This is a genomic window from Dactylosporangium sp. CA-233914, from assembly GCF_050942935.1.
Classification (GTDB): Bacteria; Actinomycetota; Actinomycetes; order Mycobacteriales; family Micromonosporaceae; genus Dactylosporangium.
Genome location: NZ_CP192030.1, coordinates 609,251 through 631,999 on the forward strand (window position 1 = coordinate 609,251; position 22,749 = coordinate 631,999).

20 protein-coding genes, 1 tRNA gene and 2 pseudogenes are annotated in these 22,749 nt (G+C 66.7%); 14 read left to right on the forward strand and 9 right to left on the reverse strand.

What is annotated here, in order from left to right:
* Positions 1 to 277: 277 nt before the first annotated feature.
* Positions 278 to 1,369 carry an ABC transporter ATP-binding protein gene (locus tag ACQPY0_RS02820; RefSeq protein ID WP_432984119.1) on the reverse strand — a complete coding sequence of 364 codons (1,092 nt, stop codon included), beginning with the start codon at positions 1,367 to 1,369 and terminating at the stop codon, positions 278 to 280.
* Between the two features lie 213 nt (positions 1,370 to 1,582).
* Between ACQPY0_RS02820 and ACQPY0_RS02825 the strand changes: the two genes are divergently transcribed.
* The 4 genes and pseudogenes from ACQPY0_RS02825 to ACQPY0_RS02840 all read left to right on the forward strand — a co-directional run bounded on the left by ACQPY0_RS02825 (position 1,583) and on the right by ACQPY0_RS02840 (position 5,506).
* Positions 1,583 to 1,655: transfer RNA gene (locus ACQPY0_RS02825), tRNA-Thr, on the forward strand.
* A 124-nt stretch (positions 1,656 to 1,779) separates the two neighbouring features.
* Positions 1,780 to 2,715, forward strand: coding sequence for an HNH endonuclease (locus ACQPY0_RS02830; protein WP_432984122.1), 936 nt, complete (start codon positions 1,780 to 1,782; stop codon positions 2,713 to 2,715).
* Between the two features lie 1,544 nt (positions 2,716 to 4,259).
* Positions 4,260 to 4,850, forward strand: a complete 591-nt coding sequence (locus ACQPY0_RS02835) for a hypothetical protein (protein WP_432984125.1) — start codon at positions 4,260 to 4,262, stop codon at positions 4,848 to 4,850.
* Between the two features lie 3 nt (positions 4,851 to 4,853).
* Positions 4,854 to 5,506 (forward strand): annotated as a pseudogene (locus tag ACQPY0_RS02840) (nucleotidyl transferase AbiEii/AbiGii toxin family protein).
* 686 nt (positions 5,507 to 6,192) lie between these two features.
* Here the strand turns inward: ACQPY0_RS02840 and ACQPY0_RS02845 are convergent.
* The gene (locus ACQPY0_RS02845; RefSeq protein ID WP_432984128.1) at positions 6,193 to 7,134 is read right to left on the reverse strand and encodes a hypothetical protein; all 942 of its coding nucleotides are present in this window, start codon (positions 7,132 to 7,134) and stop codon (positions 6,193 to 6,195) included.
* Between the two features lie 262 nt (positions 7,135 to 7,396).
* Between ACQPY0_RS02845 and ACQPY0_RS02850 the strand changes: the two genes are divergently transcribed.
* The 6 genes from ACQPY0_RS02850 to ACQPY0_RS02875 all read left to right on the forward strand — a co-directional run bounded on the left by ACQPY0_RS02850 (position 7,397) and on the right by ACQPY0_RS02875 (position 11,937).
* Positions 7,397 to 7,798 carry a helix-turn-helix domain-containing protein gene (locus ACQPY0_RS02850; RefSeq protein ID WP_432984131.1) on the forward strand — a complete coding sequence of 134 codons (402 nt, stop codon included), beginning with the start codon at positions 7,397 to 7,399 and terminating at the stop codon, positions 7,796 to 7,798.
* A gap of 345 nt (positions 7,799 to 8,143) precedes the next feature.
* Positions 8,144 to 8,878 (forward strand): TIGR02679 domain-containing protein, encoded by a 735-nt coding sequence (locus ACQPY0_RS02855; protein ID WP_432994955.1) that lies wholly within the window; start codon positions 8,144 to 8,146, stop codon positions 8,876 to 8,878.
* Positions 8,793 to 9,152 (forward strand): DUF2399 domain-containing protein, encoded by a 360-nt coding sequence (locus ACQPY0_RS02860; protein WP_432984134.1) that lies wholly within the window; start codon positions 8,793 to 8,795, stop codon positions 9,150 to 9,152. Before ACQPY0_RS02855 ends, ACQPY0_RS02860 begins: the two co-directional genes overlap by 86 nt.
* Positions 9,153 to 9,270: 118 nt before the next feature.
* Positions 9,271 to 10,152 carry a hypothetical protein gene (locus ACQPY0_RS02865; protein ID WP_432984137.1) on the forward strand — a complete coding sequence of 294 codons (882 nt, stop codon included), beginning with the start codon at positions 9,271 to 9,273 and terminating at the stop codon, positions 10,150 to 10,152.
* 667 nt (positions 10,153 to 10,819) lie between these two features.
* Complete coding sequence (locus tag ACQPY0_RS02870; RefSeq protein ID WP_432984140.1) at positions 10,820 to 11,455, forward strand: CBS domain-containing protein; 636 nt, start codon at positions 10,820 to 10,822, stop codon at positions 11,453 to 11,455.
* 44 nt (positions 11,456 to 11,499) lie between these two features.
* The gene (locus ACQPY0_RS02875) at positions 11,500 to 11,937 is read left to right on the forward strand and encodes a YbhB/YbcL family Raf kinase inhibitor-like protein (protein WP_432984143.1); all 438 of its coding nucleotides are present in this window, start codon (positions 11,500 to 11,502) and stop codon (positions 11,935 to 11,937) included.
* Positions 11,938 to 11,976: 39 nt separating this feature from the next.
* On the opposite strand, the gene ACQPY0_RS02880 is transcribed toward ACQPY0_RS02875, so the two are convergent.
* Positions 11,977 to 13,506, reverse strand: coding sequence for a protein kinase domain-containing protein (locus ACQPY0_RS02880; RefSeq protein ID WP_432984146.1), 1,530 nt, complete (start codon positions 13,504 to 13,506; stop codon positions 11,977 to 11,979).
* Between the two features lie 352 nt (positions 13,507 to 13,858).
* Here ACQPY0_RS02880 and ACQPY0_RS02885 point away from each other — a divergent pair, with 352 nt between their 5' ends.
* Together ACQPY0_RS02885 and ACQPY0_RS02890 are read left to right on the forward strand one after the other, a co-directional pair.
* Positions 13,859 to 14,167 carry a calcium-binding protein gene (locus ACQPY0_RS02885; RefSeq protein ID WP_432984149.1) on the forward strand — a complete coding sequence of 103 codons (309 nt, stop codon included), beginning with the start codon at positions 13,859 to 13,861 and terminating at the stop codon, positions 14,165 to 14,167.
* Positions 14,168 to 14,170: 3 nt separating this feature from the next.
* Positions 14,171 to 15,331, forward strand: coding sequence for a hypothetical protein (locus tag ACQPY0_RS02890; RefSeq protein WP_432984152.1), 1,161 nt, complete (start codon positions 14,171 to 14,173; stop codon positions 15,329 to 15,331).
* Between the two features lie 79 nt (positions 15,332 to 15,410).
* On the opposite strand, the gene ACQPY0_RS02895 is transcribed toward ACQPY0_RS02890, so the two are convergent.
* The 5 genes from ACQPY0_RS02895 to nthB all read right to left on the reverse strand — a co-directional run bounded on the left by ACQPY0_RS02895 (position 15,411) and on the right by nthB (position 18,155).
* A complete protein-coding gene (locus ACQPY0_RS02895; protein WP_432984155.1) occupies positions 15,411 to 15,914 on the reverse strand; it encodes a hypothetical protein in 504 nt (167 codons plus the stop codon).
* Entirely contained in the window at positions 15,911 to 16,099 is a 189-nt protein-coding gene (locus ACQPY0_RS02900; protein ID WP_432984157.1) for a hypothetical protein, read from the reverse strand. The genes ACQPY0_RS02895 and ACQPY0_RS02900 overlap by 4 nt, the downstream gene beginning before the upstream one ends.
* 414 nt (positions 16,100 to 16,513) lie before the next feature.
* Positions 16,514 to 16,927, reverse strand: coding sequence for a nitrile hydratase accessory protein (locus ACQPY0_RS02905; RefSeq protein ID WP_432984160.1), 414 nt, complete (start codon positions 16,925 to 16,927; stop codon positions 16,514 to 16,516).
* On the reverse strand, positions 16,924 to 17,511 hold the full coding sequence (gene nthA, locus ACQPY0_RS02910) for a nitrile hydratase subunit alpha (RefSeq protein ID WP_432984163.1): 588 nt from the start codon (positions 17,509 to 17,511) through the stop codon (positions 16,924 to 16,926). Before nthA ends, ACQPY0_RS02905 begins: the two co-directional genes overlap by 4 nt.
* Positions 17,508 to 18,155 carry a nitrile hydratase subunit beta gene (gene nthB / locus ACQPY0_RS02915; RefSeq protein WP_432984166.1) on the reverse strand — a complete coding sequence of 216 codons (648 nt, stop codon included), beginning with the start codon at positions 18,153 to 18,155 and terminating at the stop codon, positions 17,508 to 17,510. Before nthB ends, nthA begins: the two co-directional genes overlap by 4 nt.
* 1,026 nt (positions 18,156 to 19,181) lie before the next feature.
* On the opposite strand from nthB, the gene ACQPY0_RS02920 reads away from it, so the two are divergent.
* Both ACQPY0_RS02920 and ACQPY0_RS02925 read left to right on the forward strand, forming a co-directional pair.
* A complete protein-coding gene (locus tag ACQPY0_RS02920; RefSeq protein ID WP_432984169.1) occupies positions 19,182 to 21,959 on the forward strand; it encodes a tetratricopeptide repeat protein in 2,778 nt (925 codons plus the stop codon).
* 177 nt (positions 21,960 to 22,136) lie between these two features.
* Complete coding sequence (locus ACQPY0_RS02925) at positions 22,137 to 22,643, forward strand: DUF6221 family protein (RefSeq protein WP_432984172.1); 507 nt, start codon at positions 22,137 to 22,139, stop codon at positions 22,641 to 22,643.
* On the opposite strand, the pseudogene ACQPY0_RS02930 reads toward ACQPY0_RS02925, so the two are convergent.
* A pseudogene (locus tag ACQPY0_RS02930) lies at positions 22,622 to 22,744 on the reverse strand (NUDIX hydrolase); the annotation flags it as partial. The gene ACQPY0_RS02925 and the pseudogene ACQPY0_RS02930 overlap by 22 nt on opposite strands.
* Positions 22,745 to 22,749: the final 5 nt, after the last annotated feature.

The window sequence follows — 22,749 nt, forward strand, 5'->3', positions numbered from 1 at the left end:
CGCCTGCCGGGCCGTTTGCGCACTGTGCTCCAGCCCGCCTCCGTTCAGCTCCTTCTGTCCAGCCCCCTTGTCTGGGCCCCCTTGTCCAGCTCTCTCCGTCGAGCTCTCTCCGTCCAGCTCTCTCCGTCGAGCTCTCTCCGTCGAGCTCTCTTCCGTCCGGCCTCCCTTCGTCCAGCTGACGGCAGGCCGGATGCGCGATCTCTGCCCATGCGAAAGGGCGGCACCGATTGCTCGGCGCCGCCCTTTGCTGATGTCGGATATTTGGTACTTTAGCGGATCAGATCCGGCGACCGGTGGCGGCGTTGAACGCGTGGTGGGTGTTCGCGTGCGGGCGAACGTACACGATCTCGGTCAGCCGCGGCGTGCGGCGCGGGTCGGCGCGGACGACGAACCGCTCGTCCTGGCCGTCGAGCGCGACCGTGCCGTGCACGTACGCGTCGGAACCGAGCTCCTCGACCAGGTCGACCGTGATCGGGATGCCACCGTCGTTCGGGCCGACCAGGTCCGTGTCCTCGGGCCGGAACCCGACGGTGACCCGCCCGTTGGCGCCGTCCTGCTGCGCCGCCGCGACCTGCTCGCGGGTCAGCTGGAGGACGACGTCACCGAAGCGACCGCCCTGCTCGACCAGCGGCACGGTCTTGATGTTCATCGCCGGCGACCCCATGAAGCCCGCGACGAACACGTTCGCCGGCCGGTCGTACAGCGCGCGCGGGCTGTCCACCTGCTGCAGCACGCCGTCGAGGAGCACCGCCACGCGGTGACCCATCGTCATGGCCTCGACCTGGTCGTGCGTGACGTACACGGTGGTGATGCCGAGCTTGGCCTGCAGCGTGGCGATCTGCGAACGCGTCTGCACACGCAGCTTCGCGTCGAGGTTCGACAGCGGCTCGTCCATGAGGAAGACCTGCGGCTCCCGCACGATGGCCCGGCCCATGGCGACACGCTGCCGCTGACCACCGGAGAGCGCCTTCGGCTTGCGCCCGAGGTACTCCTCGAGCTGCAGCATCGCGGCCGCTTCCTTCACGCGCCGGTCGATCTCGTGCTTCGGCGTCTTACGCAGCTTGAGCGCGAACGCCATGTTCTCGTACACCGTCATGTGCGGGTACAGCGCGTAGTTCTGGAACACCATCGCGATGTCGCGAGCCTTGGGCGGCAGGTGTGTGACATTCTTGTCGTTGATCAGGATGTCGCCCTGGTCGACGTCCTCGAGCCCAGCGAGCATGCGCAGCGACGTCGACTTGCCGCAGCCGGACGGCCCGACGAGCACGAGGAACTCGCCGTCACCGATCTGGAGCTCAAGCTGGTCAACCGCGGGACGCGGCGTTCCGGGGTAGATCCGGGACGCTTTCGCGTATGTGACCGTAGCCATAGGGGTAGCCACCTTCCACCGGCAGGAACGTGCCGGACGATCCGAGTAGAAGTCACCGACCCTGCGACGATGCAGGAACCGGAGTGAGGCCACCTTAAGCGCTTCCGCCCTGCTTGCCAAGGTCAAGGGCGGAGAAAGTCCGGATTCGCCCGACTCGCGGACAGGAATCTCAGGCGCGCGAGCCCGGGGCGACCAAGTACGATCGGTGGTCTAGCCGACGTGGCGCAACTGGCAGCGCACCCGACTTGTAATCGGAAGGTTGGGGGTTCAAGTCCCCCCGTCGGCTCTCCTGATCAAGCCCCCGACCTGGTCGTTTCGTGCAACTTGACGATCTTGATGGGCTTCCGAACGGCGCGCCGTGCTCATTCTGTGCTCGGACGAGCTCGATTCATACGGCAAGCTGTTCGATCGTGAAGGCTTATGTCGGTGTGACGGACGGCAATTGGTACCGGTTCCTTGCCGAACGGCCGCAGTTGCAGGAGGTGAACTTCTGGCGGCCCTCGAGCAGGCATGGTTTCGGGGCCGTCCAGGTAGGCGAGCCCTTCTTCTTCAAGAGCCACCACCCACACAACCGCGTCGTCGGGGGAGGCTTCTTCAGCGGCTTCGCGCGGCTGGCCATCTCTGAGGCCTGGGAGCTGCTCGGCGAGGGCAACGGCGCTTCGAGTCTCCAGCAGATGCGCGAGGCGATCGGCCGTTACCGAAATGAGCCGATCTCGCCGCGCGAGGATCCGCTGATCGGGTGCCTCTTCATCCGCGATACCCGGTTCTTCGGGCCAGAACTGGACGCCCCGGCGCCGCCCGACTTCGCCACGAACGTTGTGCAGGGCAAGAGTTACGACCTGGCCGAAGGCGCCTATTCGGGGTACTTCCTGGACCTCTTGCACCGACTCACCGGAACGGTTGTCGAGGTCGATCTCAGCGCGCCGTGGCATCGCCCTGGACCGGTGTACGGCGACCCGCGGTTGCAGCCGCAACGGCTCGGCCAGCAGGCGTTCAAGGGCGTTGTCCTCGACGCCTATCATCACCGTTGCGCCATTACCGGGGCGAAGATCCGGCCCGTGCTCCAGGCCGCGCACATCTTGCCGCTGCCGCGGGGCGGTGAGCATCGGATCGACAACGGCCTTCTGCTGCGCTCTGACGTCCACATCATGTTCGACCGTGGGTACCTCAGTATCGACCCCAAGCACCGGTTGCTGGTCAGCCCGCGACTGCGCGAAGACTTCGGCAACGGCGAGGAGTTCTACTCCCGCAGCGGGACGCAGATCACGCTTCCGGAACGGAAAACCGACCGTCCGCACCGCGAGTTCCTGGAGTGGCACGTTGACACTATGTATCAGGCCGCTTGACGGTGCACTCACCGTCGTCGTGCGCGACTGGCGGCCGACGAGCGGTCGCAGGCGGGGCAGTTGTAGCGTACATGGGGGGCGCCGCGAGTAGGCGGCTCATAGCGGACCAGCATGCACTGGCAGCGGTCGCAAGCGTCGCCGAGCTGACCGGTGCCCGGCACCGCCTGGGATCGCTTCCGCCACTGCGTACGGCGGACCAGGTCGGTGAACCCACGGTTTGGATGCGCAGCACCACTCCGGGATTCGGGCCGAGCAGCGAGCTGCCGGCCGACCACACGACGTCGCCCACGACAGCGCTGGACTCGAGGATTGGTGTACCGAGCCGGATGCTGACGCCTGCCCGTCGCGCTTGCACTGCCTCGGCCGACGGGTAGCCGTCACGATCGGGCTCCACCCAGATCGTGTCGGGTCGAACGTCGCCGTCCGCGGCCAGCAGCGCTTGCAGGGCCGGCAACGGGGCAGCGGGCAGCCACATCTCGACCGTACGGGCGCGGCCGGGGTCTTCGCGCAGTTGCGGCAGGATGGCCTCCGGCGGTGCGTATTCGGTGGCTCCGCCCGATCCGTCGATCGCCTCCTTCCACGTCAGCTGCCTTGCCCCGTCAAGGAGATGAGCGAAGAACCGCCACAGCGGATCGGCGAGTATCCCCGGCGGTGCAGCGGGTCGAACGCCCCGACCACGACAAGATGGTCGCGGGCCCGGCTCGCCGCCACGTTGAGCAGGCAGGGGCCGGTGCTTTCCGGGTCGTCCCCACCAGGGCAGGATCGGAGGCAGGTCGACCAGTGGGCGACTTGGACGGGACGGTGGCGTCTCTTCACCGTCGTCGCCGTCCCAGCGTCGTCCGACCTGGTCCGGCAGATCGCCCCAGCCCCAGTACGCCACCGGCTGGGCTGGCGTCATGCTCAGCACGTCCATCGGATCGATCTTCTCCAGGGCGGCGGTGCACAGGTAGGTCCACTCGTCGGCCGAGGTCGAAGGTGTATGCGAACCGATCGCCGGCCTGGAGCCGGGACAGCTTCGTCTTGTTGCTGTCCACCGAATCGTCGGGCGCGTCGCCGTCCCAGTGCTGCAGCGGAGTGACTGTCGTACCCTCGGCGAGGTGAACATGCTCATGTGCGCGCGGTCCCATCGGGCGAATGCGACATCGACTGCGGCAGCGAGTTGCCCAAAGGAGTGCGAGCGCGCTGCGGCGAAGATCCGTCCCGGTCGCGGCCAGTAATCCTCGCCCCGCCCGGACACCAGCTCCACCCGGATCGACCACCACGTCCGTGCCACGCCTGTCGCCTCCTTCGCGCAATCCGCGTCGGCTTACGTTGGCACACCTGCGGAGTGGCCGGGATCATGGGTTGGCTGGTTCGTCCAGGCCGGCGGAATCTCGCCAACGATCACCAAGATGGTCGAGCGACGCTGATCGCCGACTCTGGCGTCGGCGAGCAGGCTCACAGTGGGAGGAGGCTGAGCGGGCCACGGTCCAGTCCGGTGCGGCAGAGGATCAGGTCAGCGAGCATGCCTAGCGCTAGGCCTAGTGGTTGGCTACCCTTGAAACGTGACCTCCGGATACGACCTCAGTCGTGTTGACTCGCTCGGCCAGCGACGTGCTGAACTTCGTGCCGAGCTCCAACGCGTGAACGACGAACTCGACGCCGAGGTCGTCAAGGCCGCCCAGCATGTGTCTCAGTCCGAACTCGCCCGCCACAGCGGTCTGACTCGCGAATCCATCGCCCAGAAGTTGCTTCCACCGCACCGGCGCTGGAAGCGCGGCTTGCGAGGACGGGGCAAGGGCGCCACGCCGGCACTCACCCCACCGGCCGACTACACGCCTTATGGGGAACGGAAGCCGGTGGTCGTCGCGGACAGTCTCTCCCAACTGCATGGGCCGTTGCGCGGGACGGTCACACTGCCGAGTCATCTCGACTGGTCGGGCCACCCGGTCTACGACCTTGATGACCCCAAACGGTTGGTCACCATGTACAAGGTCGTCCTCCAGGAGGCACAAAGCGTCGATGACCTCGCCACGTGGCTGAACCGTGAGAGGCTCGAGGCCGAATGGGCCGGCATGTACCTGCCGCCCAAGGTCCGTCGGCTTTGGGAAGCTCGATTTCCTCGGCTTGGTCCCGCCGGCGCCGGGCAGCGATAGCCGGTGCATCCCTTTCATGAGCGGCTTGCTCGCGTCGGACTCGCGGCCGCGGATCGGTATGGCTTCGCTCTAGCGGTGGCTATGCCGTCCAAGCGGCTGGCCTCCTCGACCGGCCCAGCGAGGACGTTGATCTGTTCACGGCATGGAATCGAACCGATGAGTTCGATGTTGCCGTCAGCGCCGTCGTCAATGCCTACGTCAACGACGGCCTTCACGTAGCGGTTGAGCTTCAGCACGCTGGTTCGTTCGCGCGGCTTCGCGTCACTTACACGGCAGGCGGCAACAACGCCAAAGTCGAGATGGGCGTCGACTGGCGTGCGAACGACCCGGTCCGCATGTCGATCGGTCCGGTCTTGCATCCCGATGACGCAGTCGCGAACAAGATGTGCGCCCTCTTCGGCCGGGCGCTTGCCCGTGACTTTATCGACGTCGACGCCGCCGCTGAGTCCGGCCGATACAGCCACGAAGACCTACTGCGGCTGGCCCACCGCGCCGACAACGGGTTTGAGCCGCGCATGTTTGCCGACGCGCTCGGGGCGATCGATCAACTGTCGACCACCGACTTTGCCGAGTACGGGGTCAGCGGCCGAGCGCTGGACGGTCTGCGTACTCGGTTCGCCGAGTGGCGCAGCAAGCTGCTCGGCAACGGTCGCTGATGAAGCGGATCCACATGCGACCTCCACCGTGCAGCTGATCGGGCTCGACATGTGCTCCGCCGTTTCTGGACGCCGCCCTGCCGTCTTGGACTTCGCGCGCCGGGACGGATCGAAATCCGGACAAGACCGCACCAAATGGCATGCGAAATACTTGCGAAACCGGAAATAGCTCGCCTTGTAATCAGAAGGTTGGGGTTCAAGGCACGCCCCGCTCGCGGGACTACGAAGAGCAGCCCGTCCACGCGTGGCCGGAGCGCCCTCACAGCGCGATCGATCTCACGCGGGCTCGGCGAATGGCGCAGCAGCATGACTTGGCGACGTGACCATCGGCCGTAGCCGGTGCCGACATCGATCTCGGCACTGTCCACGACCCGTCGGTCCAGCACGGCGTCGAGCAGCAACTCGACACCGTCAACGGTCTCCACGGAGGATGTAACCTACCTAGGAAATATCTAGGTAGGTTACAGCGGAAGCTCTCTCGGAGGATGCCGACCTGACCAGCATGTCGCCCTGGCGGGGCGTGCCGATGCTGCATGTCCGCGAGTTCGTAGGCCGGGTGGATGCGATGCGCTGGCACCGCCAGCGTTGACCGCCGGCTCGCGCGTGACGCCAGCGGCACTACGGCAGCGGCTCGGACGCTTTCGCGCCGGGTAGGTTTCGCGAACGGCCCGTCGCCCTAGCAACCCTCATTCAGACTCGTTGGCCCTGCTTGTCCAACCTTGAAGGAACAGGATCAGCGTCAACGGGCCGCAGGCGTGTATGCAGGTGAACATGGAGGCCGCGAACCAGGAGGACGGCAGGCGCTCGGTGCCTGCGAAGGCGACCCACGCCGCAAAGTCGAGCGCCAGAGCTAGACCGGCTGCACCGAGCGCGATGATCTGCTGCCAACGTCGCCGCTCGCGCCAAGGTGCGAACGCCCATCCGACGGCGGCCACTGGCAGCAACGCGATGAGACCGGTCATCGTCGCACGACCGACCGCTGACTCCGCTCCGAGCGCGGGGAGTGCCCGCCACGCCTGAAAGCCGGCTGTCAGTATGGCCGATGCGACGACGACCAGCGTCACGGCGCTGAGCAGTACCAGCCACGCCGGCGCCATCCGGCGTAAAGATGCATCAGCACGCCGGCGGCGTCCGCTGCCGGTGTGCGGCTGCCGGGTCGCATCGGCCGGGATTGTCGCTTGACGGCGTGACGACCGAACGTCCGTAAGTTCGTCTGCAGCCCGCTGGGGTGGTACTGCGCCGCTGGAAGCCGTCTCGCCAGCGGTTGACACTTCCGGCGTACTGGGACCTGCCTGACTCGCCCGGTCGAGCACTTCAAGGTCATCGCCGGTGCTGTTGCGGCCGAGCGCTTCGGTGAGGCGAAGTGCGCCTGCGGCGAGCAGCATCGCAATGATATCGCTGAGGTCTGCGCAGGAGGGACAGTCCAATTGCTGGCAGCCTGCGTGCCGTTCGACGAGGGACAGCACCGTCGCATGCGTCCACGCGGCAACGAATGGGGCCTGTTGCCAGCTGGGCAGCGTCCCGATAGTTTCAGCGAGTTCATCCACCCGTTGTTGCGGTACAGAGAATGCGGTTGCTGCGGCTTGGACTCGGCGATGGAACTCGTCGCCAGTCAGACTTTCAGTCACGGCCGTCGCCATGCTGCGGCTGATCAGTCTCGACCTGAAGGCCGGAGACGGCGAAGTCCCGTTTGCATTACTGAGTCCTCCTCATCCGGTGCGAGGATACCCGGCAACACGGGGTTCAAGCTGCCCCGTACCTACCGCTCCGTCAACGTGGCACTCGACATGCTGCCAGAGCGAGGTCCCGGGCCGGGACGCCCGCTGGTCGATATCTTCAAGGGTCTGCCATCGGCATCTGAAGGAGCTGCGGCCAAGATCCAGGCGTGACGTGGCGATCCGGATCCTGTTCGTCTTCGACCCGTGGTCGCAGGCGGTGCTCATTGTCGCCAGCAAAGGCCGGCGAATGGTCGGGGTGGTACAAGATCGCCATACCGGCGGCGGAAGTCGCGTACGAAGCCTGGTTGGCCTTCGAGCGGAAGCGGAGAGAGGACTCATGACCGAGTTCCACAACTGGCAGGACATCCGCGCCGAGTTGGACGACGGTGACGCCGACGCGCTCGCTCAGGAGCGTGCGCGCACCGAAGCGTGGGTCAGCGCCTTCCATCTCGCTGAGGAGCGCAAGCGGCTGGGAATGACCCAGCGCGAAGTCGCTGACCTCATGGGTGTGACGCCGGGCCGAGTCAGTCAGATCGAGAATGTGACCTCGACGTCAACGAGGTCGCTACCCTGAGCCGATACACGCAGGCGCTCGGCGCGCTGATGCGGATCATCTTCGACTACGGCAACGACCTTCGCCAGATCGCCAGATCGGGCGACGATGGTCGGCCGTCGATTCGCGGGCGGCGGAGGTGGCGGGCTGCTCATCGTCGCTGAAGACGCCGACCTGACCAGCATGTCGCCCTGGCGGGGCGTGCCGGTGCTGCGTGCCCGCGAGTTCGTAGGCCGGGTCGATGCGATGCGACGGCACCGCAGGCGTTGTCTTGAGACTGTCACCGCTAACGGCAGAGGTCGATCGCGTCGAACTGGGTGCGGAGTGTGTCGATTCCACCCCCACGACGCCCGGCTCACGCCCGGCATGATCGCCGCCCACGTCGTTGAACGCCGCCTCGGCGAACGAGTCCGCGAAAACGCTCGGCGCCGGGATGCACTCACCCGACTCCACGAGCATGCGATCGAGGCGTTCGCGCGGATACCGCACGACGCCGCCGTCCGGCCCGACCTCGACATGGTCTGGCCGGTCCTGCACCGCAACGGATGGATCGCCCGCCTGGCAGGCACGACGGACGGCGCCGCCGTCATCGACCAGGCCGCCGCCGTCATCGCCGCGCTGCCGACGGCCGGCGAACGACTCGATCGCCGCCGGCTCGCGGAGGCCGTGACCCGCTACCCACACGCACTGGACACCGGACCGCTGCCTGGGCTCGTCCTCGCCATCCTGGCCGCGGCGGGGGTGATCCCGACCGGACAGTCGCCGCGGACCGCCTGGGCCGCGGTCGGCGTCGACTGCGACGACCTCACCGGCGGGCTCCTCGCCCTCGGCATCCACCCGGCCGGCTGGTCCCTGCCACCAGGAACCGTCGTGACGCTGCCACCCCGCGAACTCGCCCGATGCGCATGGCCGGCACCGCCCGGCCGGGACACGTGGGTGTTCGTAACCGAGAACCCGTCCGTCGTCACCGCCGCCGCCGATCAAGTCGCAGCCGCGGACCCGCCATTCGGCTGCTGTGCACCTGGGAACGCCGTCAGCGCTCGAAATCGCTGCCATCAGCCGGCTCACCGGCACCGGCTGGCGGATCGCCGCCCGTGCTGACTTCGACGAGGCCGGGGTACAACACGTCGCCGCGCTGCTGAACGGTGTGCCAGCCGCCCGGCCATGGCGGATGTCCGCCGCTGACTACCTGGCTGACCTCGCCTCCACGCCCACCGACGACCGAACCCGGCTGCGCTCCGAGACCTGCCTCGACACAAAATGGGATCCGGCGCTGGGAGTCGCCATGAGCGACCGTGGCCTGGCGGCGTATGAGGAGAGCCTCATCCAGAGGCTCCTCGCCGACCTTCGGATCGGGCGACCACCCCAGCGATAGACGGTACCTGGTGGTGACAGACCAAGCGGGCTCCACCAAGGCGGGCATAGCTCGATGACACCGGACAAGTTGGGGCAGCTCTTGACCGAAATGCGCGAGGGGTGTGTAGTGGGTACCCATGACACAGATTGACTTTCGGTACCTCACAAACCTCCTCACCCCACGCCACGCTGCCACAGTCGACGATCCAGCCGAACGGAACCGCCTTGCCGGCATGGTCGACACCGAAACATCCGAATACATTGCGGGGTTCATCTCTCAAGCCGGCCGAGTGCTCGGTGAGGCGATGGAATCGGGCGAGACCGTCCTGTACGAGAGCGACATCACTGTGGACGCTGACGGAGACTGGGAGCCCGGAGCCCCCTCTCGGATGTGGATGGTGACAGCGGGCACCCAGCGGAAGGACGTATTCGACGACGCCGCCCGCCTCTTTCTGGCCCATTGCCTCCGCACCGGGGCTGCCAGTCAGTTCTGTGGTTGGCGGGACCGAGTCGTGGCAATCGTGCCCGAGGAAGTCGGCCCCAAGGAGTCGAAGATTATCCGCACCCTAGCTGACGGCGGTATCGAGGTCGTGCACACCTACACCGTCCTTGATGCCTACGGCACCTACGCCCGATGGGTCACCGACCTTGCCCTGGAGTATGGGAGCGGTGACGAGGCAATTGCGTCCGATACGCCCCGACCACCCGGCATGGCGCGGTCGGTCGTAAGCGCATGGCTGATGCGCGAGGCGGGCGAGGCGCAGCTCCAGCAAGCTCGAGGCTCCCTAAAGTTCGGTCTAGCGGGGTACGCGCGGGTGCCGAGCGAGGAGCTGCCGATCGCCGAACTGGCTCGCTCCCTCTACACCGACCGCGCGAACTTGACGAAGGTCATCAAGGCGGCGGAGAAAGATGCCAGGATCACCGGGATCCTCGACGCGATCGCGTCCGGGGACACCGACCGGATCATCACGACTCTTCGCAACGGGTTGAGCGGCCGCGCCTCGCCCGAGCGCGGGTAGGGGGCGGGACGGAAACCCGTCGGAGCGATCGAGCAACTGTCGACTACCGACTTCGCCGAGTACTGAGTGACCGGTCGAGCGCTGGACGGTTTGCGCGCCCGGTTCGCGGCGTGGCGTAACAACCTGATGGGCAGCAGCCAGTGACGTGAATCTTTACGTAATCGGTCGTCGTCGTCGGCCATGCGGTGCACTCACCCGAGGGCTCCCGGCCGAATTCGGTGCGATGTCCATTGTGGATCTGGCCGGGTTCGACGCGTGCTCCGCTGTTTCTGGACTCCGCCTGGCTGTTCCGGACGCGGTCCGCTGAGCTGCATCGGAATCTGGACAGAACGCACTAATTGGCACCGACAATACTCGTAAAACCCGACATAACTCGCCCTGTAATCGGAAGGTTTGCGTCCGGATCCCGCAGTTTGGCTGGCTGCTGGTCTGTCGGGCCGGCGTTCGTACTCGGCGACCACGGTCTCCCGATGTCCTGCGTCCCCGGGTGTCCAATCGGACTCACCGGCAGCATTCCCGGACGTCATCGACGGGCTGGCACGCGGGGAGTCACCGCCTGGCCATGCTGACGAGGTGGCGGCGTCCGTGGCGGCGGCGACGTAGCGTTGTGGTGAGCACCGCCGTTGTTGGCTCTCTTGCGTTGAGGTACGCCGGAGAGGAGGGCACCATGGCCTTCGACAAGATGATGGAGTCCGCCAAGCGTGGCCTGGCGACGAGCCGGGCGCGAATGGATGAGACGCGAGCTCAGCGGCAGCGCGACAAGCTGCTGTACGACCTGGGCAAGGCCAGCTACGCCGAACACACCGGCCACGCGACACCTGAGGCCGTGGCCAGCAAGCTTCGTGCTCTGGATGACCATGAGCAGGCGCTTCGCGAGAAGCAGGAGCGGCGGGCGAGAGACATCATGCACCCGGGAGCCGAGTGCGTCGACGAGGGCGAGACCGTCGCGTACGCCGCGCGGAAGATGCGCGATCTCGGCGTCGGTTCCCTGCCGATCTGCGGTGCGGACGACCGGCTGCACGGCATCATTACCGACCGCGACATCGTCGTGAGGTGCATCGCCGAGGGCCAGGAGCCCAGCCAGGTCAGGGTGCGAGACCTGGCCGGAGGCGAGCTGGTCTGGGTCGACGCCGGCGCCGGCGTCGACGAGGTGCTGCATCGGATGGAGGATCACCAGGTCAAGCGGCTACCGGTCATCGAGAACCACCGCCTGGTCGGCATGATCAGCGAGTCTGACCTGGCTCGCAACCTCGACGAACACCGGCTCGCCGAGTTCGTGGAGAAGGTCTACACGACGTCCTGACCCCCTTTGAAGCCGAGTATCCGGAGGCACTGGTGACGATTGCTGTGTCCAGCCCGGTCTTCAACGAGGGCGCCGAGATCCCTCGGCGTTTCACGGGCGATGGCGTCGACGTGTCACCGCCGCTCAACTTCACCGGACTGCCGGAGCAGACCGCTGAGCTGGCTGTGCTCGTCGAGGACCCGGACGCCCCCAGCGGTACCTTCACGCATTGGGTCATGTGGGGTATCGATCCTGACCTGTCAGGGCTGGGTGAGGGCGAGGCGCCGACGGGCGCCGTGCAGGGCAGGAACGACTTCGGCAGGCGGGCGTACAGGGGGCCGAGCCCGCCCCGTGGTCGGTCGCATCGGTACGTCTTCGAAGTACTGGCCCTGTCCGAACCGCTGAGCCTTGCCGCCGGCGCGTCGGCTGCCGAACTGCGACGCGCGGCAGCGGGGAAGGTGTTGGCCTCGGGCCGCCTCACCGGGCGCTACAAGCGGGGCTGAAGCTGCGGGCGCGAAGCCGAGCCGCCCGAATCTCAAACCCTAGGCCGACGGCCTGAGCGGTCCAGGCGTCGGGTCGGTCCCGCCCGCTGACGTCGCCGGGGCCGGCAGGCTCGCCGCGAGCTGGTCGACCAGGGTGAGTACCGCCGTGTACCCGGTGCCGGTGAGTGTGCCGTCCTGGTGCAGCTGGTCGAGCCGGTCGAGCAGACTCGCCAGCTCCGCTGCGGCGCGGTCGTCGTTGCCGCGCGCGAACTCGCGGGCGAGGCGGTCGAGCCGGCGGTTCAGCTCACGCGCGGTACCGCTGTCCAGGCCGCCGTCACCGGTCTGCGCCCGCACGGCGGCGCGAACCGCAGCCAGCGTCGCCTCGGTCGGGTCGCTCGGTGTGTCCGTCGGTGTGTAGGTCGGCGCTGGGCTCGGTGTGTCGGTCGGTGGGTCACTCGGCGCCGCGCTCGAAGTATCCGCGGACGGCAGGGACTGGGTCGTGTCCGCGGGGGTGGGCGCCGCGGCCGGGTGGTCGGATCGGCCCGGGAGCGTCCCGAGCGCGAACACGGCGACGGCGACGGCGGCTGCGCCGAGCGCCGTCAGTGCGATCCCGGCCGAACGGCCCCGCCGCCGGGCGGCCGGCGCGGGCGGCTCGCCGAGCGCGGGCAGGCTGCGCGTTGCCGGCCGCACCGCGGCGCGGCCGCGGATCGGCGCCTCGTCCCCGAGCGCGGCCGGTCCTTCATCACGCGCGAATGCGGCCGGTCCGGCGGCGTGTGCGAGCACAGCCGTTGCGGCCCCGCCGGCCAGAGCCGCACGGACCTGCGCCGCACTCGCCGGCCGGTCCGTCGCGCGCTTGGCCAGCAGTGCGCCGACCAGCCCGGCGAGTCGCGGCGGCAGGCCGGGTCGCAGAACCGTCACCGGTACCGCTGCCCGGTGCACCTGCTGCCAGGCGATCTGCACCGGCGAGTCGGCGATGAACGGCGGGCGGCCGGCGAGCATCGCGTACAGCACGCAGCCCAGCGCGTACAGGTCGGTCCGGGCGTCCACGGGCTGGCCGAGGACCTGTTCCGGCGCCATGTACGAGCTGGTTCCGATCACGGTGGCGGGTGCGGTCAGCGCGGTCTGCGCCCGGTCGGTGATGCGGGCGATGCCGAAGTCGCAGACCTTCACCCCGCCCTCGTCACCGATGAGGATGTTGGCCGGCTTCACATCCCGGTGTACCACTCCCGCGTCGTGCGCGGCCGCCAAGGCGTCGCACACCTGCTCGGCGATGCGCACCGCACGCTGCGGATCCAGCGGGCCCGTGGCCAGCTCGTCGGCGAGGCTGTGCCCCTGGACCAGCTCCATCACGAGGTACGGCGTACGGTCGTCGACCCCGACGTCGTACACGGCCACGATGCTCGGGTGCGACAGCCGCGCAGCGGTGTGCGCCTCGCGCTTGAACCGCTCCGCCAGCGAGGGATCGGCGCCGCCGTCGTCGTGCAGCATCTTCACGGCCACGGGCCGGCCCAGCCGCCCGTCGACGGCCAGCCACACGTCGGCCATGCCGCCCCGGCCGATGACCGATCGCAGCTCGTACCGGTCATTCAACAGACGCCCCACCATGGTGCTTAACCCTGACACAACCGCCCTAATCAACCCATAGGGCCGTCACGATACGTCACTGCGGCTGAGTGCCCGGTGTCGTCCTGCCCGGTCGGGCACAACCGTCATGCGAACAGGATTCTGAGTGCGGCCTGGCCCTAGGATCCGAGTGTTTGCGGTGAGGGGATGAGTCCAGCGACGAATCGTCTATGTGGGACTCGGTGACCACCTCGACATCGTCGGCCGCATCGGCAACATGCGGCGGGCAGGTTCAACAGTAAGTCGGCACCGAGTGGCTGACGTCGGTACGACTGGGCCTCCAGTGCGAGTCTGTTGACGTTCGGGCTATTCTTCCGCCGTGAGTTCGCTGAGCCGGCGACAGCTTGATGCATTGGTCGAGGAGGCGACCGTCGACTGCTACAACGAGGACGAGCAGTTGACGGGCCTTTACACGATGATCGAGGACAATCTCGCGTTGCCGTTCACCACGCGGATTCTTGGTGTCGAGGTCACGGTGCGCCGAGTGGACCTGGTCGACGACCGGATTGTGGCGATCTGCCATCGGGGTCGTGAGCGGCAAGCGATCGCAATCCTGGACCTTCCCTTACCCGATCCGCAACCTGACGGTGCGCAGTGGATCGAGGCATACCGGCACTGGGGTGGGTGAGCCGTGAGCGAGTACCAGTACTACGAGTTCGTTGCGATCGATCGGCCGTTGTCGGCTGCTGAGCAGGACGAGTTGCGGGCGGTGTCGACGCGGGGCCGGATCAGCGCGTCGAGCTTTGTCAACACCTACGAGTGGGGTGATCTGAAGGCCGATCCGCGCAGGTGGATGGAGCGTTATTTCGACGCCCACCTCTACCTGGCGAACTGGGGCACTCGCCGGGTCGCGTTGCGGCTGCCGGTACAGCTGCTGGATCCGGATCTTGCGGCGACGTACTGCGTGGGTGATTCCGCTTCCTCATGGGCCGCGGACGAGCACGTGATCATGGACCTGTGCAGCACCGACGAGGACGGCGATGAGGAGTGGTGGGACGACGAAGTCGCGCTCGCGTCGATCGTTCCCGTACGGGCGGAGTTGGCCGCCGGCGACACCCGGCTGCTCTATCTGGCGTGGCTGCTGTGTGTGCAGAACCATGAGTTGGACGAGGCGGAGTTGGAGCCGCCGGTCCCGCCCGGCCTGGCCAAGCTGTCGGGGCCGCTGCGCAGCCTCGCCGACTTCCTGCGCCTGGACCACGACCTGCTCAACACGGCGGCCCGGGCCAGCGCGCCCCTGACCGCGCAGGCACCCTCGGCGGCGGCGTTGACCAAATGGGTGCGGCAGCTGCCGGCGGCGGACAAGGACGAGGTCATCGTGCGGCTGCTCCGTGGCGACGGCGCGCACCTTCGCGCCGAGCTGCTGCGTCGGTACGGCGGCGGGGTGACGATGGCGAGCGGTGCTCGGACGGTGGGCGAGTTGCTGGCCGGTGCGGAGTCGCGCTGGACGGACCGGCAGCGGCTGGCCGAAGAGCGTAAGGCCGCCGAACGGGCTCGTCGAGAGGAGGCGGCCGCGACCGCCCGTGAGCGGCGCCTCGACGAACTGGCCGCCGATCCGGAACGGGCCTGGCAGCGGGTGGCGGAACTGATCGCGACCAAGAAACCGAAGGAGTACGACGCGGCGGTCGCGCTGCTGGCCGACCTGAAGACCCTCGGCGAACGCGACGGCCAGCGCAAAGCGTTCCGCGGGCGGATGCACCAGCTGCGTCTGGAACACGCCCGTAAACCGAGCCTGCTGGACCGCTTCGAACGCGTCGGCCTCATCGCGAGCACGGCCAGTGCAGTGGGCACGTGAGGCTGGAAGAGCGTGCGGACATGGCGTCCGCAGTGACACAGCAATGACACCGGCGCGGCGGCTTTCCGGTGTGGATCCTTCAGCTTGCTTGATGAGAGTGAAGATATTCGACGAGTGCGGCCCGTATGACATCGCTAGGTGTCGTATCGTGGCCGCGGGCTTTGCTGGCTGCCACGAATTCGTCCAGCTCCGCGTTGAGCGTCACCGATAGCCGGAAGCGGCGCACCGGTGAGGCCTGTCCCGGTTCGTTCAGCACATCAAGCGCAGGTCTGCCGGCGCGAGCAGCGCGCAACAGTGCCCGCCCGCTTTCGGCGGCCGCGGAACCTGTCTCCACCGTCGCGCCTGCATCAATCGTGGCCGTTTCTGCCCATCGGGCAGCCGCCTCGTAATCGTCAGCGGTCGGCACCTGCTCGTCCGCGCCGTAGGCGGCCCGCAGCAAGGCGCGCCCGCTGGCCGAGGCAGCCGCGCCGCGCTCCACGGTGGGGTCGTTCGGGTCGAAGGTGGCGGTTTCGGCCCACCGCGCCGCTGCCTCGTAGTCGTCGATCGGCATTGGGGTGCTAGCCGAGTATCGTTCGGACGTCATCGATAGCTCCTTCCGATCAGGTTAAGGTTACGTTCCTGAGCTTCCATGACATGGAAGACGGTGATCGTGGTTCCCCGAACTTCGAGAAAGACCTCGAGCAGCGTGTGGTCTGCGAGGCTGCGCGGGCCGATGAACAGGTGGGGTCGGATGCTCGCCGGCGGCTGAGGATCTGTGAAGTGCTGCACGTGGCCACCGCGTTCTCGATGGCGTATACGGCCTCTTCCTCGGTGAAGCCGTGTTTCCCAGCACGTTCGGTGAACCGAACCGGCATGTCAATACTGTACCACAAAAATCGGTTTGTGTGCCACAGAATTGGAAGCAGGCGGCGGTGATCAGTGGCGGGACGTCAGCGATGCCGGCCAAGCGTCCACCTGTCACCTCCGTTGCTACCCGGAGATCCTCCGGGCGTTGATGGGCGCGTCGTGTGTCGCCTGTGTCAGGTGACGTCCGCTGAGGCCGCTACGTTGTGCGGTGCGGGGTACGGCGAGCGCAGCGACGAACGGTTCAATCCAGCGGCGTCGGTGATCGTCCGGACCCGCCGCGCCGTCGCGGGATCCGCGAGACACTGGATTCGGTTGCGCTCCACGCATGCTTCGCCGCTACGGAACGCGACCTGTCGTTCGTTCTGGATGTGCCCGCCGCTTGGAGTGTTCTCGGGGGAGCTGGTCGGCGTGGTCGTGATTGTGGTCCCAGCCGGCTGGGCGGGCGGCGAGATCGACGGCTCGCGCGTGCACGGCGCCGGCCCTGACGAGCTTTTGCGCCACGACGATCTGCTCGAGAGCGTCGAGCCAGCAGTGGTAGTAGCTGAAACACTCCCCGGGCTCGTGTGACGATTCCCAGTCGGAGATCTGGGCGATGAGCCGCTGGCGGAAGTCCTCCCAGTCGAAGGCACCCGACTGGTTCAGTGTCATCGCCAGGCCGAATGCGCGGCTCTCCCAGGGTTCGGTGAACACGAGCTCGCCGTTGGCGCGGGGCGGGGCGGCTTTGCCCTCGACCTCGAGCGCGGCGGTCATGCCATCACCCGGGCGACGCCGACCATCGCATCGCGAGTCACGAGCGCGGCGAGTTGCTCCTCACTGAAGTCCACCGTGCCCGTGGGGCGCTCGGGCAGCACGAAGTAACGTACCTCCGAGCTGCTGTCCCACACCTGGATTTCGACGTTGTCGGGGAGCCGCAAGCCCATCTCGGACAGGACCGCGCGCGGTTCCTTGACCACTCGCGCCCGGTACGCCGGGTCCTTGTACCACGACGGCGGCAGGCCGAGCAGCGGCCACGGGTAGCAGGAGCAGAGGGTACAGACGACGAGGTTGTGCATTGTGGAAGAGTTCGGCACGACCACGATGTGCTCGCCCTGCCGGCCCGTGAAGCCGAGCTCGGCTACGGCGGCCGTGCCGTCCGCCAGCAGCCGGGCCCGATAATCGGGGTCGGTCCACGCCTTGGCAACGACCTTGGCGCCATTCAGCGGCCCGATGTCGGTTTCGTACATCTTGATGAGACTGTCCATGACCGCCGGATCGACGAGGCCGCGCTCGACGAGCAGTTGCTCGAGCGCCTCTGTACGCAGCGCGATCGGGACCCGCTGGTGCTGATCGGTCATGCCGCGTTCTCCAGGTAGCTCTCGTAGAGGTCGATGTTGAGGTTGAACCGTTCGGCGTCGGCGCCGAAGAGTTCGTGGGAGTCGAAGCGCACCGTGTACACCCACTGGGCATGCTCGCCCTGGAAGTGGGCGTTGGTGTCCGGCAGTACCTGCGCCGGCTCGACGATCACGACGGTGCCCTCGTGCCCCATGACGTACCGCGGCAGGCGGGTGTGCCCGGCCGGCTCGAACTCCTTGGCGCGGACCCGGTCGGCCGGCTTGAACTTCTGGGGCGCGCTGACCGAGCGGATCGACCCCTCGGCGGTCTGCGCATAATCGGGCTTGTCCGGCTCCGGCGCGGATGGTTCCCCGACCGAGTCACCGGACAGGTTTGCAGCCCTCGCTTCCACCGCACCGGGCGCGATGATCGAGCTGTCGTGCAGCAGATTCTCCGCGCCGTGCAACCATCGGCCGTAGTAGCCATCGTCGAGGTAGTCCTGCCGGTCGAGCCGGTTCACAGCATGGCGGACCGCGTCGATGTTGGCGCCGGACAGAGGTATCGAGAGCAGTCCGAGCGCGAAGGCGCGCCCCTGCCATCGCTCCTCGAAGACCGGCTCGTCAGGCTCGGGGACAAGGACGGGGCCCCAGCCATCGGTACCGCCCATGTCGTGAATGCCGGTCGCAGGTTGGACGTTGTACATTTGCGGCCTCCTCACCGGCCACGACCAGTTCTGAGACTTCGGGGTCGTCGGGTGAGGCTGCTTCATCTGGTACGAATGATGGCGGCGCCGGCGTCGGTGTCGAAGGTCCAGCACATGCCCTGCCCTTTGGTGCGACCGGCCAGTCGGGCTGAGGCGCTCATGCGCGGAGCGCACCCGTACCGCGGCTCGATCGTCGCAGGTACTACAACGAATAGATGTCATCGCCCAGCGACGAACTTGCCGACGAGGCGCTTCGGTAGATCGGGCTCATCGCCATCGGGGCAGCGCCGTCAACGGGCAATTGCTTGGGCGGAGGGGGCGGGGCACCCACTCAAGCGGCGTGGCGATTTGATGCATTCAGAGCAATTTGGCCGAATGCCGTAATGTCGCTCGATCAAAGTTCCACGCGAGAGGCGGGTGCGTCGGAAGTCTATTATCCCAAGGCCTTGCGGCCTGCTCCTCCTCTACCCGTGCATCGCCGGCTGCTTCCTGCTCCAGGTCCTGCGCCTGCTTGTGGACGTCGCACTGGACGCGCATGCGGACATCGAGCGAAATGCGACGCCGGCCTCGCTCTTGGGATCGGGTGGACACGACCCCCGCCGCCGACGCGCTTCGAGCACCGGTGTCCGTGCCTGGTGCGGCCGGGTTGACAGCGGTCCATCGGGGTTGTCGATACGACTGCGTACGGCGGATGCCCTCGTCGCCGCGCCCGCCCCGTCCTCTGGCCGGGGCTGCTTGGCCAGCTGGCAGTGCCAGGCCCGTCATGGAATGGGGTCGGTGCTCGGCGTGGCGGTGAGCTGGTTAGGGCCGAGGCGTTGAAAGCGGACGCCGGCAGCGTGGTGGGGCTATCGCGTTCTTGACACAGCGCTGCGATCTAGAACACTAGGGTTGATCTGTAAGGCCCCACGTAGGGCCTCATCTTGGGCGGGGCTCGTTTCGAGACAAGGCGGCTTCGGTGACTGATCCTCCCCTCTGGTGCCGCGTGGACAGGTGATCGCAGATGAGCTGCGGCGTTCCGTCATGGAACTGAACTCGGCCATGGATGCATCCGACGATCAGCAGAAACCATTGGGCGACTCGCCTGCTATTGGGTCCTACCCGGCGGTAATCCAGAACGTAATCGCACTGGGTGGGTTCGCCTACGGTGTGATCAACGGCGACCTTCATGTGCATGGCGATGGTCGCCCAGTGTATACGCTCGAGCTGGGCCGTCCGCGAGAAGCGCCACCGGTTGACCGGCTGCTCTCACTGCCGAGTCAATTGCTGGATGCTCGACACGAGATCATGCCGTTCGCTGGCCGCGTTGCCGAGCTTGAATCTTTAATCAACTGGCGAGACAGCGGTCCACGGTTGTCCGTCCTCTTTCTGCACGGTCCAGGCGGTCAGGGCAAGACGCGCATAGCTGCCAAATTCGCCGAGCTTTCGAAGGAGGCGGAATGGCGGGTTGTGCACGCTAGGCATGGCGGCGACAGGACCTCCATGCCCGATGGCAGCCAGTTCGTGGGACCCGGTGAGTCGCCTGGCCTGCTGTTACTGGTCGACTACGCTGACCGGTGGCCGCACTCTCATTTGGAGTGGCTGTTTCGCAATCGCCTCCTGCATACGCCGGTGCCCACGCGAGTGTTGCTGATCGGACGCTCGGTGCACGGCTGGCCGGCCCTTCAGCATGCACTGACTGAGGTGTACGCAGATACTCAGGACCTGGTGTTGCCGCCACTGGACAGAACGGTCGCTGAGCGACAGATTACGTTCGAGGCCGCTCGTGACCGCTATTCGGACCTCTACGGGGTGGACCGCCGAGACGAGATCGGTCCGCCTTCGGGTTTGGAGGACTCGAGCTACGAACTCGTGCTGTCACTGCACATGGCGGCGCTCGTTGCGGTTGACGCGTATCGTCACGGCGTGGTGCCGCCGTCCAAACCGGCGCATCTGTCGGCCTACCTGCTGAACCGTGAACACGCCCACTGGTTCCGACTCCACGGGCGAGTCGAACACGGAGGCACCTTTCGCACAGAGCCAACCCTGATTGCTCGGACCGCATTCGTTGCCAGCCTTGTGGGGCAGCAGCCCAAAGCAAGTGCGGTGGCATTGCTTACCGGACTCCAAAGCGAGGAGGAAAGGGATACCTCGGTCGAGCAGGTCTTGGCGGATCACGCGGTCTGCTATCCAGCCGGCGACGGCATGGCCCTCGAACCGTTGTATCCAGACCGCCTGGCCGAGGACTTCCTAGCCCTCCAATTGCCCGGTCATGGCGTCACCGGATACGTTAGTGATCCACAAGCTCAAGCGGTGACAAGGCTGCTTCTCGAAAGAAACCCGGCGGGCGAGTATCCGGCGTACGCAGCCCGCGCGATTATCTTTCTTGCTGCGGCCGCGGACCGATGGGCACACGTTGGAGGAATGCACCTCTACCCCCTGATACAGGCGGACCCGGAACTGGCTGCGGCGGCGGGGAGTAACGCTCTTGTCGCTCTGTCGTCGCTCCGTGACATCAGTGAGTCCACTCTTGCCGTGGTCAACTCGACGTTACCTGCCGGTCGAGACCTCGACCTTGATGTCGGACATGCGGCCGTTACGGTCCGGCTCACAAACTATCAACTGCAGTACACTCTGGGCTCGCCCGAGCGCGCGCAGCTGCTCGCCGTTCTCAGCTATCAGTTGGCAAAAGCAGGGCGTGCCGAAGAAGCCGTACCCCCATGTCAGGAAGCGGTGCGGCTACGGCGCCTTCTCGCGAGGTGGGAACCGGCGTCCTTCGAGCCGGTGTTAGGTGAATCATTGACCAGCCTCGCCCTCCGACTAGCCGCCGTCGGCCAGCGTCAGGCCGCCCTGTCGGCAGCGCGGGAGTCTGTGGAGCTTCATGGCCGGCTGGCTGGTGCAGATCCGGCCAACCACGAACTTGGTTACGCTATCGCCCTCTGCGTGCTTGGTATGGCCTGGTGGGAGGCGGGAAACGACGACGAGGCCCTTCGCGTAACGCTTCAACACGTCGAACTCTGCCGCCGACTCGCAGCTGCGAACCCGGCTATGTATGAATTTGACCTGGCTACCGGATTGACCAACCTGAGCCAGACGCTGTCCGCCATGCGGCGGTTTGACGAGGCGCATACCGCGGCTGCGGAAGCCGTCGAACTCTTCCGCGGGCTTGCGCGCGAACAGCCAAAGGTCTATGAGCCGGACTTTGCTGCCAGCCTGGTCAATCTGCACCTGGCCCTGGTCAGCCTGGACCGGCACGAAGAGGCTCTTGTCGTGGCTCGCGATGCCGTCAAGGTGTATCGCAGACTTTCGGCCATCAATGCCGCCATGTTCGAATCTCCACTGGTGATTGCGCTTGATTCGCTGTCAAGCGAACTGGCGAGGCTCGGGCATGACGAGGAAGCAATTTCGGCAGCTGCCGAGGCAATAGCAATCTGCCGCCGCCTCGTTGGTCGCAATCCTATCCGGCACGAGCCCGATCTAGCGCGAGCGCTAGGGAGCTACGCCGACCAAATGGACGATGGACACGCCGCCGCCGAGGAGGCGCTGACAATCCTTCGTCGCCTCGCGGCTGTCGAGCCGGCGAGATTTGGAAGCGAGCTCGCAAGGGCACTCGAAAATCGGGCCAGAATTCTCCGAAAGAAGGGCGACCTGCTCCTGGCGCACCGTGTGCTGGTCGAGGCTGTGGCCATTTACGAAGCAGCTCACAGCACATCGGTGGAACGGAGTACGGCCGACCTTACTGAACTCGAAGATCTTATGCAGGCTTCTGGCATTGACCTACAACGGGCGTAATTGCCCTGGTCAGCCGGACCGGCGACGGCCGGTGGCGCGCTCAGCTCGGCCGCCCCGAACGGCAAGAAAACTTGGCAATCCCCCGCCTGGGTGAGCGCATCGAGGTGGACCCAAAATCCGGTCCACCACCGCGGACGGTGCTGCCTGAGGAGAATCGAGGGCATGACCAACGACCTGGTGGAGTTCATCGAGGCGCGGCTTGCCGAGGACGAGTCGCTCGCCAGCATCATTTCGGCCGGTGCCTACGCGCCGCAGGTGTGGCGCGTCAAACCGGACCAGCCCGGTGGCTGGCGAGAGATCCGAGCGTTCGACGGCGCCGGTATCGCGGGCCCCTCGCAGGCGCCCGACGCGGGCGAGTTGGTCGGGGTCGTGCCGGGCACTCGTGACCAGCACATCCACATCACCCGTCACGATCCCGCCCGGGTGGTTCGGGAGGTGGCGGCGAAGCGGCGGCGGCTCGAGCGGCACAAGCCGGACTATGCCAGCGGGAATGTCGAGTACGGCCAGCACCACGAGGTGTACCGGCGCGAGGACGGCAAGACGATCGAGGTGCTGGTCCGGGACGAGGAGCCGCGCGAGCCGAACTGGTGCCGGACCTGTGCTGAGCCCGCTCCGTGCCGAGAGCTTCGCAACGACGCATCGGTCTGGTCCGACCATCCCGACTACCCCGAATGGGCCGTATGAGCCAGGATCGAACCGTCGTGATCCAGAGGCGGTACCCAGTCGACGACCAGTGACCGGCCGGGCGACATCGCCAGGCCGAGTTCCTCTTCGACCTCGCGCCGCGCGG

Coding starts and splice junctions, on each gene's coding strand:
- ACQPY0_RS02820 (WP_432984119.1), bottom strand. CDS start 1,369: ATGGCTACGGTCACATACGCGAAAGCGTCCCGGATCTACCCCGGAACG.
- ACQPY0_RS02855 (WP_432994955.1), top strand. CDS start 8,144: ATGATCGCCGCCCACGTCGTTGAACGCCGCCTCGGCGAACGAGTCCGC.
- ACQPY0_RS02865 (WP_432984137.1), top strand. CDS start 9,271: ATGACACAGATTGACTTTCGGTACCTCACAAACCTCCTCACCCCACGC.
- ACQPY0_RS02870 (WP_432984140.1), top strand. CDS start 10,820: ATGGCCTTCGACAAGATGATGGAGTCCGCCAAGCGTGGCCTGGCGACG.
- ACQPY0_RS02895 (WP_432984155.1), bottom strand. CDS start 15,914: ATGACGTCCGAACGATACTCGGCTAGCACCCCAATGCCGATCGACGAC.
- ACQPY0_RS02905 (WP_432984160.1), bottom strand. CDS start 16,927: ATGACCGCCGCGCTCGAGGTCGAGGGCAAAGCCGCCCCGCCCCGCGCC.
- nthA (WP_432984163.1), bottom strand. CDS start 17,511: ATGACCGATCAGCACCAGCGGGTCCCGATCGCGCTGCGTACAGAGGCG.
- nthB (WP_432984166.1), bottom strand. CDS start 18,155: ATGGGCGGTACCGATGGCTGGGGCCCCGTCCTTGTCCCCGAGCCTGAC.